We start from the raw sequence: 16,474 nt of genomic DNA, 5'->3' as shown, positions 1-16,474 counted from the left end.
AGAAATAAAAAAACAGGATAAAGATGAAAGAAGGACAATCAAGTCGTACTGCTGAAGCTGCTGCTGCCTTACGAGCCAATCATTTTCAAAATACACAGAACCCTGTATTTTCAGATCCTTATGCTTTTGAGCTGACCAGTAAAGGCTGGAAAAAACTTCTCTCTAATTCACTGATTGTTAAAGTGATGAATTCTGCGGTTTTAAACCGCACTTTAGGTTTACTTACTGGACAAGTGGTCGGACGCTCTCGTTATGCCGAAGATTTACTTGCTCAGGCAGTTCAACAAAATACTCAACAATATGTATTAGTGGGTGCTGGCCTAGACTCTTTTGCACTACGTGAATCACACCATTACCCTACTTTGAAAATTTTTGAAGTTGATCATCCTGATACTCAAACGGCCAAACAAGCCAAGCTAAAAAAGTTAGGAAATATTCCTACTACCGTTGAGTTTGTCGCGATTAACTTTGAAAAAGAGTCTATTTCGGAAGCTCTGATCAGAAGTATCTATGATTCATCTGCTCCTGCATTTTTTTCATGGTTAGGCACAACGCACTATTTAAACCCGCAAACGACCTTGCAAACTTTAAAAAGTATTGCTGAATTTGCTGCAAACGGTAGCGAAGTGGTACTCGACTATTCGACCGATTTTCAGGAATTAAACGGTATTGAGCGACTTGGAAGTATGGGCGTTGCACAATTTACCCATTTGCTGAAAGAGCCTTTATTAGGTCAATTTAAACCAATAGATTTACATCATGCAGTGGAGCAGATGGGATTTGAAGTGGTCGAAGACTTATCAGGTGAAGCCATTACTGAACGATATTTTAATGCACGAATTGATGAAATTCGCCACACCTCAGCAACACGGTTATTGCATTTGCGTTTAAATAGAAAATAATATTGAAAGCCAACTTAGACTTTAAGTTGGCTTTTTTATAATCAAGATTAATAGCACCATTACCAGCTTGAACGCGGCTCTGGCCCATCGACATGCTGATTTAAAAATTGGCGTAAATGATCTAAAAAATGCGCAACTTTTGGCGACAGATTCAGTCTCTCTAAATAGACCGCATAGACATCTGCAGGTGGTGTTTCATAGTCCGCTAGCACTTGAACTAATCTACCACTTCTTAAATATTTTGCTACGTCCCACTCTGCTCGCATCAAAATACCATAGCCTTCTAAGGCCCAATTTAATGCGACTGCACCATCATTGGTACTCAGTTGCCCATGAACTTTAACGGTTTCAACTTGTTTGCCATGACTTAACCGCCAATTCCCATAAGCTGAATCATTTTGCCGAATCACAATACACTGATGCTGCGTTAAATCATGAGGAGTGAGTGGTTGCCCTGCTGTTTTTAAATAGCCAGGTGATGCACATAATAAACGGCGGTTGGCTGCCAATTTTTTTGCAATTAGACGTGAATCAGGTATTTCGCCAAAGCGGATTGATACATCAATGGCTTCATCTGGCAGATTAATCGGGCGGTCTGTTAAATGCAGTTGGACATCGACATCAGGATAGATTTTGGCAAATGTAGAAATCGCTGGCGCAATATAAGAACGACCAAAGCCTAAAGGAGCATTCACACGCAATATCCCTTTGGGTGCTGCCCGACTACTTGAAACCAAACGCTCCATTTCATCAATCTCTTTTAAAATACGAACCGCATTTTCAAAGTAGACCTCACCTTCACTGGTTAAACTAATTCGGCGTGTTGTTCTATTTAAAAGCCTTACACCTAAACGCTCTTCAAGTTGAGTTAAACGTCTAGAAACCGCAGGTGGGGTCAAGTTTAACTCTCGTGCCGTCGCGACAAGACTTCCTTGTTTAACCAATAAACAAAAGAAAGCTAATTCCGTATCTGCGTTCATGATTATTAAGTTTTTTGCAATAGTGATTTAACTTTATATCGATTCATCAGTTTTTTAAAGGGTTTAACATCCATTTCAATGTTTCCCGACATAAGCCATCTCTTATTTAAGAGCATAACAATGTCCACAGAAGGAATGCTGTGGATCAACGGGAAAAAGCCATCTAGCCGAATCAATAGCGGTAAAGAAAGCGAAAACTACCAATCAGGATTGGTAGTCATGAATATGGAGTCATGACATGGAAATGGATATTGAAAAGCGAACGTTACGTCGAATTACTTGGAGAATCGTACCGTTTATTATGTTGTTATACCTTATAGCCTATATCGACCGCGTCAATATTGGTTTTGCCGCACTCACCATGAAAGAAGACTTAGGCTTTACAGCCTCGGTTCTCGGTTTTGGTGCCGGAATTTTCTTTTTGGGCTATTTCTTATTTGAAGTCCCATCCAACATTATTTTGCATAAAGTCGGTGCCCGTATCTGGATTGCTCGAGTCATGGTGACATGGGGTTTGATTGCAGCCGGTATGGCCTTTGTAGAAAGCTCAACCAGCTTTTACGTTATGCGATTTTTACTCGGTGTTGCCGAGGCTGGCTTCTTTCCCGGCATTATTCTGTACTTAACTTACTGGTTTCCTGCACGACATCGCGCTGGTGTGATTGCTTTATTTATGGCAGCCGCCCCAATTGCCACAGCAGTTGGTTCACCAATCTCTGCCGCGTTACTTGAAATGCATGGAATTTGGGGTCTCGCTGGCTGGCAGTGGATGTTCATTATTGAAGCTATACCAGCACTCATCTTAGGCGTTGTGGTTTTTAAATATATGACTGACCGCCCTGAACAAGCTACTTGGTTAAAACAGGATGAACGCGAATGGCTTGTAAAAACCATGAAGGAAGAAGATGTAGGAAAAAATGCACCTCAGCATCACAGCATTCTTCGCGGTCTTGCCAACCCACGAGTACTTGCTCTTGCATTGATTTATTTCGGAACGTCGGCTGGGCTTTATACACTCGGCATCTGGGCGCCACAAATTATTAAACAGCTTGGCGTGACGTCTATGACTGTGGGGCTTTTAAATGCTATTCCTCCAATCATTTCTGTCATTGCCATGGTTTTATGGTCTCGACACTCTGACCGCACCAATGAACGTACATGGCATGTTGCTCTCGCGTGTTTAACCGCAGCGGTTGGTCTCGCAATTGCAGCAGGCACACACAATGTCATTGGATTAATTGCAGCACTTACCATTGTGAATGTCGGTATTAGCTGTGCCAAGCCACCGCTATGGAGCATGCCAACCATGTTCTTGTCAGGATCAGCCGCAGCGGCAGGCATTGCCACTATTAACTCAATCGGAAATTTAGGTGGGTTTGCAGGCCCTGCCATGATCGGCTGGATTAAAGATCAAACTGGAGATTTCACAGGTGGACTCTATTTTGTTGCCGGACTACTCATTATCTCGACCTTACTGACACTAGTGCTGAGCTTCTCCCAAAAAGTGAAAGTAAACGCTGCCAAAGCAACCCAATAACCCTTTTTACACCAATTAGATCTGAACAAGTTTCTTCAAGGAGCACAACATGGACAAAGATATTGCAGTCCAGTCCCTTACGGACACCATGGCCAAATTTACGGCTTATATTGGAAAACGCCTACCTAAAGATGTGAAAAGCAAGTTAATTGAACTGCGTACTTTAGAAACCAATCCATTGGCTAAATCAGTTTATGACTCGATGGAAGAAAATCAGCAAGCTGCGGATAAACTCAACCGCCCAAGCTGCCAAGACACGGGTGTTATTCAATATTTTGTTGAAGCAGGTGCTAACTTCCCTTTGCTTGGTGAACTTCAAGATATTTTGAGCGAAGCAACTGCTGAGGCAACTCGTATAGGTCCTTTACGTCACAACGCTGTGGAAACCTTTGATGAAAAAAATACAGGCACGAATACAGGCACTCAAATTCCATGGTTAGACTGGCGTATTGTGCCTGAACTCGACACTTGTACCATTGATGTCTATATGGCTGGTGGCGGTTGTACCTTACCGGGTGCGGCAAAAGTTTTAATGCCAGGTCAAGGCTACGAAGGCGTTGCTGAATTTGTGATGGATGTTATTACCGAACGCGGTGTTAATGCCTGCCCACCTTTACTGGTTGGTGTTGGCGTATCGACTTCAGTTGAAACAGCAGCTCGCCTTTCTAAGCTCGCGATTATGCGTCCGGTTGACTCAACAAGTGATAACCCACGCGCTGCCTTGATGGAGCAACTGTTAGAACAAGGTCTTAATGAAATTGGTATTGGTCCTCAGGGACTAACAGGCAATAACAGTGTGATGGGAGTCAATATTGAATCTTCTGCGCGCCACCCATCAACCATTGGGGTTGCCGTAAATACAGGTTGCTGGGCACATCGCCGTGGCAAAATTAAGATTAACCCAGATATGTCGTATGAAATCTTGTCTCATGAAGGAGTTGTACTATGAAAAAAATTCTGACAACGCCAATCAAAGATGAAGATCTTTTAGACCTTAAAGTCGGTGATGTGGTTTATTTGACTGGCCGTTTAGTGACTTGTCGCGATGTTGCCCATCGCAGACTGATCGAACAAGGTCGAGAACTACCAGTTAACCTTGAAGGCGGAGCGATTTTTCACGCTGGCCCTATTGTGCGTAAGAAAGGTGAAAACGACTTCGAAATGGTTTCGATTGGTCCAACAACCAGTATGAGAATGGAAAAATTCGAACGGGAATTTATCAAGCAAACTGGCGTAAAGCTTATTGTGGGTAAAGGTGGCATGGGACCAGAAACAGCTGCTGGATGTCAGGAAAATATTGCCGTTCATGCCATTTTCCCAGGTGGGTGCGCAGTTCTCGCAGCAACCTTAGTTGAAGAGATTGAAGGCGCTGAATGGCAAGACCTAGGTATGCCAGAAACCCTTTGGATTAACCGTGTGAGAGAATTTGGTCCGCTCATTATTTCTATCGACACCAAAGGCAACAACCTGATTCAACAAAACAAAGTTGAATTTCAGGCCAAGAAAGCCCCGATTTTAGAAAAAATCAGTAAGCAACTAAGCTTTATTAAATAAACCGCTCCTTAATGAAAGGAAAGCAAAAGCGCCTTTCATTTTTTATTTTTGTACTAAACGCATGGCATGAGGTGTTTTCCCATGCCATCTTTTATAAGCATGAATAAAACTGGCAGGTTCGGCATAACCTAACCACTCGGCAATTTGCTCAACCGAAGCTTTTGGTAATGCCAAATACTGCTCAGCTAGAACTTGCCTGACTTCTTCACGTATCTGAATAAAAGTCATTCCCTCTAATGCCAAGTGACGGCGTAGGGTCCGCATATTTAAATGCAATCGGTCAGCGACTATTTCCATAGAAGGCATTTCCCCTCGCACATTCATAAGTTGCTGTTGCACTAAGGTTGTAAATTTATTTTGTGATTGGCGTTTTTCTAATATTTGACGGCACTGTTCTTCGGCTGTATGTAGCACCAAATCATTTGCCATAAGTAGCTTTTGATCTACTTTTTGCGGGTCAAGAATTACAAAGCTTTTAGCTACACCAAATTCTGGCATCACACCAAATAAGTTCTGATAAGGCTCGGCATCACCTTTGAGTTGGAAAGAAAAAGCCAAATACTGGCAAAAGTTATCCTGTACCAAATCTCGCTGTACCGTAATAAGCGCAGCGGCATCGCGTTCAATAATGAATTGACGCACTGAAGATGGAATATCTTGCTCATCAATTTCGATACGGATTCCTTGCGGTGTATCCGACACATCAAAGCGGGTAAAAGCAAAGGTTAATGTAAAATAGGTCAATGCCAAATCTAGTGCTTCACGAATGCTGGCGCTACTCATCAGAGCCATACCTAATGGCCCAAATGTGGTGAAATGATAGCGTGTGCCCACTTCTAAGCCTAATGTCGGTCTGCCTCCTAGTTGCTCAACCAAGTTATGAATCAGCTGTAATTCCTGATGGCCTGTCACTACCATATTAGGGTCGAGTAATTGTTGTTGGCTAAGCCCTGTCCCTTGCAAAATCGTCTGATAAGAAATGCCTGATTCCACTGCAAAATCAGCCATTAATCGAACACTATGTACACTGCGTTCAAAAGCCCATGCATACTTCACTGTATTGCTCAGAATGTCCTCGAATCACAATATTTTGTCCTCATCCATCCTCTAAATCAAGTTAATAAACGTCTATTCTGCATACAGGAAATTGCGATTTTTTCGCTCACTGTTTTTAAGGATTTAGAGCAGCCCATGTTTAATTCGTCGTCTAATTCAAATAAAAATGTACGTATCGCTATTATAGGTACTGGTTTCGGTGGTCTAGGACTTGCCATTCGTCTCAAACAAGCAGGTTTTGAACAATTTACGCTCTTTGAAAAAGCTGCTGATGTAGGTGGTGTCTGGCGTGACAATACTTATCCGGGCGCTGCTTGTGATGTGCCTTCTCATCTGTATTCTTTTTCTTTTGAACAAGAGCTAGGCTGGAAAAATCGCTACGGGACATCTCAAGAGATTTATCAATATTTACGCCACTGTGCGGATAAATATGACATTCGTCCACATGTTCAATTTAACACTGAAATAGCCAGTGCCGAATTTGATGCGCTGCAAGGTGTATGGCACATTCAAAGCACGACTGGCGAACAGTTTGAAGCTGAATTTTTAGTGGGCGCGGTAGGCCAACTTAACCGTCCTGCTTATCCAAAACTTAAAGGCATTGAAAACTTCAAAGGTAAGGCATTTCACTCAGCACGTTGGGATCATGACTATGACTTAACTGGCAAACGTGTTGCAGTGATCGGTACAGGTGCAAGCGCAATTCAGTTTGTACCTGAAATTGCAAAACAGGTTGCTCATCTCGATGTTTATCAACGCTCGGCACCCTACGTGATTCCTAAACCAGATCGGGTTTATCAACCTTTAGAGAAAAAAGCTTTCCGCAAACTGCCAGTTTTGCAAAGTCTAGACCGTGCTTTGCAATATGGACACCATGAAATTCGTTTGCTGGCCTTTACAACCTCACTCAATGAAATGCCTTTGGTGGAATATTTATTCCAGCGCCACATCCGTAAAGTCGTTAAAGATGGGAAGTTACGCCACCGCCTAATGCCGGATTACCCAATTGGTTGTAAACGTATTTTAATCTCTAACCATTGGTATGAAACACTGACCCAGCCTCATGTCGATGTGATTAATACGGGCATTCAAAAAATTACTGAAAATGGCATTTTAGATACGGAAGGAAATCTGCGTGAAGTCGATACCATTATTTATGGTACGGGCTTTGCCGCAACAGAATTTATGGCGCCAATGCAGATTACAGGTCTTGATGGCCGCACCTTAAAAGACACATGGAAAGATGGTGCAGAAGCTTATCTCGGTTTAACTGTTAGCGGCTTTCCAAATTTCTTTATGCTCTATGGTCCAAATACCAATCTTGGGCACAACTCAATTGTGTATATGATTGAAAGCCAAGTGAATTATATTTTAGATGCCATCCAGACCACCCTACAAAACAAACTTCTGTTCACCAATGTTCGTGCAGAAGTTCAACATGAGTTTAATCAAAGCATTCAAGAAAAAATGAAAAAAACTGTCTGGGCACAAGGTTGTACTAGTTGGTATCAAACTGCGGATGGCAAAAATACCAATAACTGGCCAGGTTTTACTCTTGAATATCGACAACGTACTCGTCGCTTCGATATTGAAAACTACACACAGGTTTCGGCTATTTCTTAAACAAGCTTCACCATAGGAAATGAGAAAAATAAACGGAGAATTTTATGAAGTCTTTTAAAAATAAAGTCGCAGCTGTGACAGGTGCGGGTTCTGGTATTGGACAAGCACTTGCCATTGCACTCGCAAAACAAGGTTGCCATCTGGCACTTTCCGATATCAGTGAAGCTGGATTAGCGAAAACAGTCGAGCTGTTGGCACCCTATTCTGTCAAAGTCACCACTCAAAAAGTTGATGTGGCTAAGCGTGATGAAGTTGCAACTTGGGCAAAGGCAGTAGTAGATGAACATGGCCAAGTTAACCTGATTTTTAATAACGCTGGTGTCGCAATTGGTAGTACGGCTGAAGGTGTGAGCTACGAAGACCTTGAATGGCTGATTGGTATTAATTTTTGGGGCGTAGTTTATGGAACCAAAGAGTTTTTACCTTACTTAAAACAAAGTGGTGACGGGCATATTATTAATATTTCTAGTATGTTCGGCTTAACAGCTCAACCAACTCAAAGTGCTTATAACGCTAGTAAATTTGCCGTTCGTGGCTTTACTGAATCATTGCGCCAAGAACTTGATATGCAAAATGCTGGAGTGAGTGCGACCTGTGTGCATCCGGGTGGTATTCGTACCAATATTGCCAAAGCTGCCCGCATGAATAATAGCGTCCAGTCTTTAGGAATGGATCCTTTAAAAAGTCAGGATGCTTTCGATAAATTACTTCGCACCCCTGCTGATGATGCCGCTCAACAAATTTTAGAAGCTGTTCGTAAAGATCGTCGCCGTTTACTTATTGGAGCCGATGCGAAAGCCGTTGATATGATTCAACGTATTCTGCCACAAGGCTACCAAAAGATTTTTGCAACTGCCACTGCCTTGCAAACTCGCCTACTCAACAAATCAGCAAAATAAAAATAGTGGTCAGCATACTCTTCATTTTAAGAGATGCTGACTGACATTAAATGCTTAGTATGAGTCCTTATTATGAAGCAGCTTCTTGCATGGACTATTCGTACCACACTACGTCCAGCTTTATCCCCTAAAACACCACTAAAGCTACAACGTTTTTGTAGCGATGCAGCCAGTGCAATTGTGCTTGGGCCACGTGGCTATAAAACAAAAAAGCAAACCATCGCTCAAGTACCGACAGTCCATATTCAGCCCAAAACGACTCAATCAGGCGTCGGCATCTTGTATTTACATGGCGGAGGCTATGTGGTGGGTAGCTCAAAAAGTCACACCAAACTTGCGGCGCAAATCGGACATGCAGCTCAAGCACAAGTCTGGTTACCTGAATATCGCCTAGCCCCTGAGCACCCAAGCCCTGCTGCTATTGAAGATGTCGTTGCAGTCTATAAAGCTTTACTTGCCCAAGGACAAAACCCGAAAAAACTCGTGATTGCTGGCGATTCTGCGGGCGGTGGACTGAGTTTAAGTACTGCAATTGTAATACGAAATGTAGGGTTACCGTTACCAGCGGCATTAGTTTTACTTTCACCTTGGGTTGACTTAAGCCTCTCTGGAAGCACGATGAAAACTCATGCTGCTCAAGATGCGATGCTATCAGAGGACTGGTTAGCTTGGTGTGCAAAAAACTATTGCGGACAAAAATCGCTAACCGATCCAATCTGTTCCCCACTCTATGCTGACTTAACTGGTCTACCTCCTATTCTAATTCATGTCGGTACCGAAGAAGTCTTATTGGACGATGCAAAACGTCTCGCTGAACAAACCGAAAAGTATGGTATTCCGACGAACTTGAAGGTTTATGACCGAGTCGGGCATGTTTTTCAGTTTCACGCGGGTATACTAAACGAATCTAATGACTCGATTGAGCGCATTGGGCAATTCATTGATAAACATACACAGTCAATATAAAAATATCGCCAGAGAGGAGTCCTCGGCATGACAACAAACAATTATGACTATGATTACCTCATTATTGGTTCAGGCTTTGGTGGTAGTGTTTCTGCCTGCCGTCTAACCGAAAAAGGCTACTCTGTTGCTGTAATGGAAATGGGACGACGCTGGGAAGCTAAAGATTTTGCTAAAAATAACTGGAATACCCGTCGCTGGATTTGGCGTCCGGGCATGAAACTTTTTGGTTATTTCAACATGCGTTTTTTTCGCCATGTCACCATTATTTGCGGTAATGCTGTAGGTGGCGGTTCAATCACCTATGCCAATACCTTACTGGTTCCACCTGAACATATTTGGGATGAAGGCACGTGGGCAGATGCAGCGGACTGGAAAAATGAAATGCCACAGCACTATGCTGAAGCAGAACGCATGCTTGGGGTGACTGATAATAAAATTTTCGGTCCTGCCGATCATATGCTAAAAAAAATGGGTGAAGCAGTCGGTGTTGGTCATACATTTAAACCCACTCGTGTTGCCACTTTCTTTCCACCCGAAGGTGAACAAGGCGGCAAGACCTACCCTGACCCATATTTTAACGGCGAAGGTCCAGACCGCGGAACCTGTACCGCATGTGGCGGTTGTATGACAGGTTGTAAACACAACGCAAAAAATACCTTAGATAAAAACTATTTGTACTTTGCCGAAAAAAATGGTGCCAAGGTTTACGAAGAAACCAAAGTTGTTGATGTTAAACCACTTAATGGTAAAGCCGATGGCAGCGATGGCTATGAAGTTACGACTGAATGTTCAAGCTCATGGTTTAACAAACAACGCCGTACATGGTGTGTTCGAAATGTGATTTTCTCTGCATCTTCTTTGGGTACGCAAGAGATGTTATTCCGTTTAAAACAGTCTGGTTCTCTGCCAAATGTTTCTGATGATTTGGGCAATCGGGTTCGTACTAATGCTGAGTCAATTTTAGGTGTTCGTTTTTTTGGTAAAGATGTCGACATGAGTAAAGGTGTGGCCATTGGTTCAAGTATTTACATTGACCATGAGACCCACATTGAAGCAACACGTTACCAAACTGGTTCAGATGCCATGGGTCTTATGTGTACTTATATGGCGAAAGGTAAACCGGGTTGGACACGTATCTTCTTTTGGTTATGGGCACTCATTTGCCATCCATTTATTTTTCTTCGCATGAGTAATCCGGTCAGTTTTGCACGTCAGACTTTAATTTTCTTGGTGATGCAAACAGCAGATGCCTCCATCAACATGCGCTTGAAACGTAATTGGTTCTGGCCTTTTGGCAAGGTGTTATCGAGCGAAGGTAAAAAACTACCTGTGTATATTCCACAGGCCAATGCTTTTACCGAAAAAGTTGCCAAAATGTTTAATGGTCACCCAATGACGACCATTACCGAAATTTTGTTTAACGTACCTTTTACAGCCCACTGTATGGGTGGTTGTGCAATTGCTTCAAGTCCAGAGCGTGGCGTGGTAGATGGACAAAACCGTGTCTTTAACTATAAAAACTTATACGTTGTGGATGGTTCAATGTTAGGTGCCAATTTGGGCGTTAACCCAAGTCTTACCATTACAGCACTTGCAGAACGCGCAATGTCTTATATTCCGGCTAAACATACTTTGGATGAGCAGCAAGATCATAGAGTAGATGCAGAAACCATAGAGACCACCAAAGCTTCTGCTTAAACTAGCGAGTCGTTTTATAAAAAAAGCCTATTTAAAAATAGGCTTTTTTATTTCGCTTTTTAAATTACATCGCTACGGCTTTAGCGCGAGCTGCATGCAATTTTTTATAGCTCTCGATCAGACGTAAATGGCGATCAAGCCCTTCTAGTTTCATGCTTGTTGGTGTTAAACCATAGAAACGAACGCTACCATCGACAGAACCTAATACCGCGTCCATTCGTGTGTCACCAAACATACGGCGGAAATTCGTAAGGTAGTCTTCAAGCTCTAGTTCTTCATCTAACATCACTTCAAGCACCACGTTCATGCACTGATAGAACAAGCCACGCTCAACGGTGTTGGTGTTGTATTGCAAGTAAGTTTCTACAAGCTCTTTTGCTTCTTCAAACTGTTGTAAAGCCACATAAATTAGCAATTTCAGTTCTAAAATGGTGAGCTGTCCCCAAACTGTATTGTCATCAAATTCAATGCCAATCAGCGTGGTGATTTCAGTGTAATCGTCTAGCTCGCATTCTTCTAAACGCTCAACTAATGCCTCAAGCTGTTCATCATCCAAACGATGTAGATTTAGAATATCTTCACGGAATGAAAGTGCTTTATTGGTATTATCCCAAATCAAATCTTCAACAAGATAAATTTCTGAATAATCTGGTACTAAAATACGGCAAGCAGTCGCACCTAAATGCTCATAGACTGCCATATATACTTCTTTGCCCATCTCTTCGAGAATGCCGAACAATGTTGCAGCTTCTTCTGCGTTCGACTCTTCGCCTTCGCCAGAAAAATCCCATTCAACAAAGTCATAGTCAGATTTAGAGCTAAAGAAGCGCCAAGATACCAAACCGCTTGAATCAATAAAGTGCTCAACAAAGTTATTCGGTTCGGTCACTGCATTACTTTGGAAAGTCGGTTGAGGTAAATCATTTAAGCCTTCGAAACTACGGCCTTGAAGTAATTCAGTCAGACTACGTTCTAACGCAACTTCAAAACTTGGATGCGCACCGAAAGATGCAAACACCCCACCCGTGCGCGGGTTCATTAAAGTCACACACATTACAGGGAACTGACCGCCTAATGATGCATCTTTAACTAATACAGGGAAGCCTTGCTCTTCTAGACCTTTAATACCAGCAACAATACTTGGATATTTTGCTAATACGTCTTCAGGAACATCTGGAAGTGCGATTTCACCTTCTAAAATTTCACGTTTAACAGCACGTTCAAAAATTTCTGATAAGCATTGAACTTGGGCTTCTGCCAAAGTATTACCCGCACTCATACCATTACTTAAGTACAAGTTTTCAATTAAATTTGATGGGAAATAGACAACTTCACCATCAGACTGGCGCACAAAAGGTAGCGAGCAAATGCCACGCTCTACGTTGCCTGAGTTGGTGTCATATAAATGCGTGCCCAGTAACTCATCATCTGGGTTGTAAATCTCAAGACAATATTCATCTAAGATTTCTTTAGGTAATTCACCATTTGGACCCGGTTTAAACCATTTTTCATCTGGATAATGCACAAATTCAGCATTCGCAATATCTTCACCCCAGAACTGGTCGTTATAGAAGAAGTTACAGTTTAAACGCTCAATAAACTCGCCCAATGCAGATGCCAAAGCACTTTCTTTAGTTGCACCTTTACCATTGGTAAAGCACATCGGAGATTGTGCATCACGAATGTGTAATGACCATACATTCGGCACGATATTACGCCAAGATGCGATTTCAATCTTCATGCCCAAATTTGCCAAAATGGCAGACATATTGGCAATGGTTTCTTCTAATGGCAGGTCTTTACCTTGAATATAGGTATGGCTTTCTGAAGTTAGACTTGGCAATAACAATGCTTGTGCATCTGCATCGATGCTTTCCACTTCTTCAATAATAAATTCAGGACCAGTTTGAATCACTTTTTTAACAGTACAACGGTCAATCGAACGTAAAATCCCTTGGCGATCTTTCTCTGAAATATCGGCTGGTAATTCAATTTGAATTTTAAAGGTTTGCTTATAACGGTTTTCAGGATCAACAATATTATTTTGCGATAAACGAATGTTATCGGTTGGGATATCTCGAGCTGCACAATACACTTTTACAAAGTACGCTGCACACAATGCTGACGATGCTAAAAAATAGTCAAATGGGCCCGGTGCCGAACCGTCACCCTTGTAGCGAATTGGTTGATCGGCAATTACCGTAAAGTCATCGAACTTAGCTTCCTGTCGAAGATTGTCGAGATAATTAACCTTGATTTCCATGCTGGCACCTAAATATTTTTATGTGTCAGCACAGACACATAAAATTCTAAATATTGAAAAATAAGCCGAATCACAGCGAAGAAATTGACTTAAAAAAATGAGAGATTAAAGCCATGTGTTTAATGAACGACTCAATTGGCTTTAATAAGATTGGCGGTATTATAGAGGGATTTTGTGAAGTTGATAACTAAAGTTAAAACATTGCTGCTCACAATGTTTTAACTGGTCTTGAATTTAGTTAAATATTGAACGTTAAAATTTAAAGGTATAGTCAACATTCAACCGCGTTTCATTTGTCGAGTGAAAGGTCATATTGGTAGGCATATCGTTGCGATAGTGAGAAAAACGAGCTCGCATTCCCAAACCTTTTAGCTTACCTTCAGGAATTTTATAGCCTAAATCAAATTCCATCGACTCCTCTTTAAAACGCTGATCGCCATATTGCAGTAAATCAATGTCTTCACCTTTTGCATAGCGAGTCATAAAGCGCAGTCCGTTTAATGAAACATCACCTACCCGCGCATTTTTAAAGTCATATTCATAACGAATCGAATAGACTTTTTCGTCTTTATTTGAATAGTCCGAACTCATAAAATCAAGCGCAACCGGACTTTCGGTTCCCGACAAAAATGGTAAACCAGTCGAGCCAAACGACTGCATGTAGCCCAAAGAAATCGTATGATTTTGATAGTTCAAACCAAATAAGCCACTAATATGGCGGTTATCGACCTCTCCTATTTTTTTGCTTCCCGTTTCCTCACTATTAAAAAAACGCACGTCGCTTAAAAAATTAAGTTGATCATTTAAAGGTTGTTTGCCGTTAAAACCTAAAAATTGTTGCTGGTAAATGTCTTTGAGTTCAGCATGGTAAGCCCGTAGACGATAATCCTTTAACTGATAGCTTCCACCTAATGTATAAAAAGAATCAGTAGTTGCCGCTTTGTCAAAACGATGGTTGATATTGTCTGTTCCCACATCGGTATAACGAATTGAATCACGTTGACGTACTTCATCGACATAAAAGCCTTCGAGTTGAAGATTTGGAATTTCATTTGAAACAAAACGGATACCACGGTAAGTCTGAGGGAACAAACGCGCTGGCGATGAAAAAATGGTCGGCAATTGTGGAACTAAGTCCCCCACAAAAAGTTCATTTTTCCTAAATTTAGCCTTTCCTGTAATGCCTATTTTTCCATAATAATCATCACGCGAGTTATCGGTATTCACTGGTAATAAGCCACTACGCGCATAGTCATCAGCACGGCTTCCCAACAGGTTAAAACCTGCCATTGCCAGTACATCAACACCAAACCCAACCGTACCCTCAGTATAGCCAGACTGTCCTTTAAAAATTAAACCCTGCGCCCAATCTCTGGCTGCTGTATAAGGATAGGGATCTTTTTTATAGTCTCGGTCAAAGTAAAAATTACGTAGTGTTAGCTCAGCTTTGCTGTCTGCAAGAAATTCAGCATGCACAACTTGACTAAATAATGGGCACAAGCATACCCCCACCCACAATGGCGTCTTCTTCATTTTTTATCTCAACTATTTAATTTTTAATGGATTAAGGTGCTGTTTTAAGCGAATAGTTCTGCTCTTTCTTACTTCGGTAAAAAGCACTACCCAAACTTAAAATGAGGAAAATAGCCAAAATAAACACCACACCGTAATAGGCATAAAGCGTTGCGGGTGCTATACCTTTATCCAGGAAGATGCCTGCAACCGTTGGCGATAAAATTGCCCCAATTCGTCCAAAACCAATTGCATAGCCCACGCCGCGACTACGGATTTCAGCATCATAAATTGTTGGAGAAATAGAATATAAACCTGCCACACAGCCATTAATGAGTGTGCCAAGTAATAACCCCACCATGAGTGCAATGCTGACTTGAGATGAGACAGCGACAAATAGGAAAACACATGCCGAGGTTAGTCCTAAAAACAGGCTTAAGGCATAGAAGATTTTCATACGTGATGCCAATAAACCAATAATGGCTGCCCCGAAAATCCCACCAATACTAATTAAAATACCGGTACTTACGCCTTGCTCTGGTGACATTCCCATTGAAATTAGAATTTTTGGTGTCCAGCTCATGACAAAGTAAAAGCCAAACATCACTAAAAAGAATGCAAACCACAAACAAAGCGTTTGAAATCCAAGTTGTCCAGCAAATAATTTGCCCAGTTCACTGCCATTTTGCGTGCTGATTTTTTCATAACGCGGCATAACTGATAGTTGATTAAGACCCATACGATTTACAGTTGCATTAATACGTTCTAGTGCCTGTTTTGGTCGTTTCGCGAGTAAGTAATCTAAAGATTCAGGTAATAACCATCCGCTGATTAGCAGCATTGCAATAGTAGTAACCCCTCCTGCTAAAAAGATTGAGCGCCAACCCAAATGCTCAATCAATGCCAGTGATAGTACCCCGCCAAGTGTCGCGCCAATTCCATAACCAGTAGACATTAAACTAACAGCAAGACTGCGCCAGCGAGCATTGGCATATTCACTTGCCAATACATTACTACTCGCAAGGATGCCCCCCACCCCAATTCCAGTAATAAACCGAAGTGCAGCTAACATGCCGTGGCTTTGTACAAAAGCACAGCCCAGCATGCTAAGACCTGCAATTACAAGACAAACTAAGATGAGTAAACGGCGACCGATTTTATCGGCTAAAGGCGCGAGAAAAATTGAACCGGCAGCCATTCCAAAAAGGCCAGCACTTAACAACAAGCCAATTTGTGCGCCTGAAAGTGACCATTCTGCTGACACGGATGGAGCAGTAAATGCCATTACCATCACGTCAAAGCCATCAATAATATTGAGACAAATACAGATCAAAATGACGAACCATTGATAGCGGCTCATATTGTTTTGATTGATCTCACTTAGAACGTCTCTTTCCATTTGTGTATCTCCCTTGGATAAGACATACACACGACATTGCTGATATGAGCGATTGGGTGGTTATGCACATCCGTATCCATAATGA

Annotated in this window: 13 protein-coding genes; 8 read left to right on the top strand and 5 right to left on the bottom strand. The window is 41.9% G+C overall.

Translation table 11 applies throughout. The features are described from left to right. Positions 1-23: 23 nt before the first annotated feature. Positions 24-902 carry a class I SAM-dependent methyltransferase gene (locus ACTJJG_RS12660; RefSeq protein ID WP_069119546.1) on the top strand — a complete coding sequence of 293 codons (879 nt, stop codon included), beginning with the start codon at positions 24-26 and terminating at the stop codon, positions 900-902. Positions 903-961: 59 nt separating this feature from the next. Here the strand turns inward: ACTJJG_RS12660 and ACTJJG_RS12655 are convergent, their stop codons facing one another. Next, complete coding sequence (locus tag ACTJJG_RS12655; RefSeq protein ID WP_069119545.1) at positions 962-1,882, bottom strand: LysR family transcriptional regulator; 921 nt, start codon at positions 1,880-1,882, stop codon at positions 962-964. A 238-nt stretch (positions 1,883-2,120) separates the two neighbouring features. Here ACTJJG_RS12655 and ACTJJG_RS12650 point away from each other — a divergent pair, with 238 nt between their 5' ends. Genes ACTJJG_RS12650 through ttdB form a run of 3 tightly spaced genes read left to right on the top strand, consistent with a single transcriptional unit; the run spans position 2,121 to position 4,973 of the window. Then, positions 2,121-3,419, top strand: coding sequence for an MFS transporter (locus ACTJJG_RS12650; RefSeq protein ID WP_069119543.1), 1,299 nt, complete (start codon positions 2,121-2,123; stop codon positions 3,417-3,419). A 49-nt stretch (positions 3,420-3,468) separates the two neighbouring features. Continuing rightward, positions 3,469-4,368 carry a L(+)-tartrate dehydratase subunit alpha gene (gene ttdA / locus ACTJJG_RS12645; RefSeq protein ID WP_002163154.1) on the top strand — a complete coding sequence of 300 codons (900 nt, stop codon included), beginning with the start codon at positions 3,469-3,471 and terminating at the stop codon, positions 4,366-4,368. Further along, entirely contained in the window at positions 4,365-4,973 is a 609-nt protein-coding gene (ttdB, locus tag ACTJJG_RS12640; protein ID WP_000722967.1) for a L(+)-tartrate dehydratase subunit beta, read from the top strand. The genes ttdA and ttdB overlap by 4 nt, the downstream gene beginning before the upstream one ends. Positions 4,974-5,015: 42 nt before the next feature. On the opposite strand, the gene ACTJJG_RS12635 is transcribed toward ttdB, so the two are convergent. Then, positions 5,016-6,029 (bottom strand): AraC family transcriptional regulator, encoded by a 1,014-nt coding sequence (locus tag ACTJJG_RS12635; RefSeq protein ID WP_081318519.1) that lies wholly within the window; start codon positions 6,027-6,029, stop codon positions 5,016-5,018. Between the two features lie 135 nt (positions 6,030-6,164). Here ACTJJG_RS12635 and ACTJJG_RS12630 point away from each other — a divergent pair, with 135 nt between their 5' ends. From ACTJJG_RS12630 to ACTJJG_RS12615, 4 genes are all read left to right on the top strand, one after another. Continuing rightward, positions 6,165-7,652, top strand: coding sequence for a flavin-containing monooxygenase (locus ACTJJG_RS12630; protein ID WP_069119539.1), 1,488 nt, complete (start codon positions 6,165-6,167; stop codon positions 7,650-7,652). 44 nt (positions 7,653-7,696) lie between these two features. Then, a complete protein-coding gene (locus ACTJJG_RS12625) occupies positions 7,697-8,551 on the top strand; it encodes an SDR family NAD(P)-dependent oxidoreductase (protein WP_068551130.1) in 855 nt (284 codons plus the stop codon). Positions 8,552-8,623: 72 nt separating this feature from the next. Continuing rightward, the gene (locus tag ACTJJG_RS12620; protein WP_032056761.1) at positions 8,624-9,517 is read left to right on the top strand and encodes an alpha/beta hydrolase; all 894 of its coding nucleotides are present in this window, start codon (positions 8,624-8,626) and stop codon (positions 9,515-9,517) included. Between the two features lie 27 nt (positions 9,518-9,544). Beyond that, positions 9,545-11,215, top strand: a complete 1,671-nt coding sequence (locus ACTJJG_RS12615) for a GMC family oxidoreductase (protein WP_069119537.1) — start codon at positions 9,545-9,547, stop codon at positions 11,213-11,215. Between the two features lie 64 nt (positions 11,216-11,279). On the opposite strand, the gene ACTJJG_RS12610 is transcribed toward ACTJJG_RS12615, so the two are convergent. The 3 genes from ACTJJG_RS12610 to ACTJJG_RS12600 form a co-directional block, all read right to left on the bottom strand. Then, positions 11,280-13,478, bottom strand: coding sequence for an OsmC domain/YcaO domain-containing protein (locus ACTJJG_RS12610; protein ID WP_032056762.1), 2,199 nt, complete (start codon positions 13,476-13,478; stop codon positions 11,280-11,282). Positions 13,479-13,730: 252 nt separating this feature from the next. Beyond that, complete coding sequence (locus ACTJJG_RS12605) at positions 13,731-15,011, bottom strand: OprD family outer membrane porin (RefSeq protein WP_032063666.1); 1,281 nt, start codon at positions 15,009-15,011, stop codon at positions 13,731-13,733. A gap of 31 nt (positions 15,012-15,042) precedes the next feature. Next, the gene (locus ACTJJG_RS12600; RefSeq protein WP_032063668.1) at positions 15,043-16,389 is read right to left on the bottom strand and encodes an MFS transporter; all 1,347 of its coding nucleotides are present in this window, start codon (positions 16,387-16,389) and stop codon (positions 15,043-15,045) included. Positions 16,390-16,474 lie beyond the last annotated feature (85 nt).

The organism is Acinetobacter sp. 22512 (assembly GCF_052044755.1).
In the GTDB taxonomy this organism is placed as follows: Bacteria; Pseudomonadota; Gammaproteobacteria; order Pseudomonadales; family Moraxellaceae; genus Acinetobacter; species Acinetobacter pittii.
This window is presented reverse-complemented; position numbering and strand designations above follow the sequence as displayed.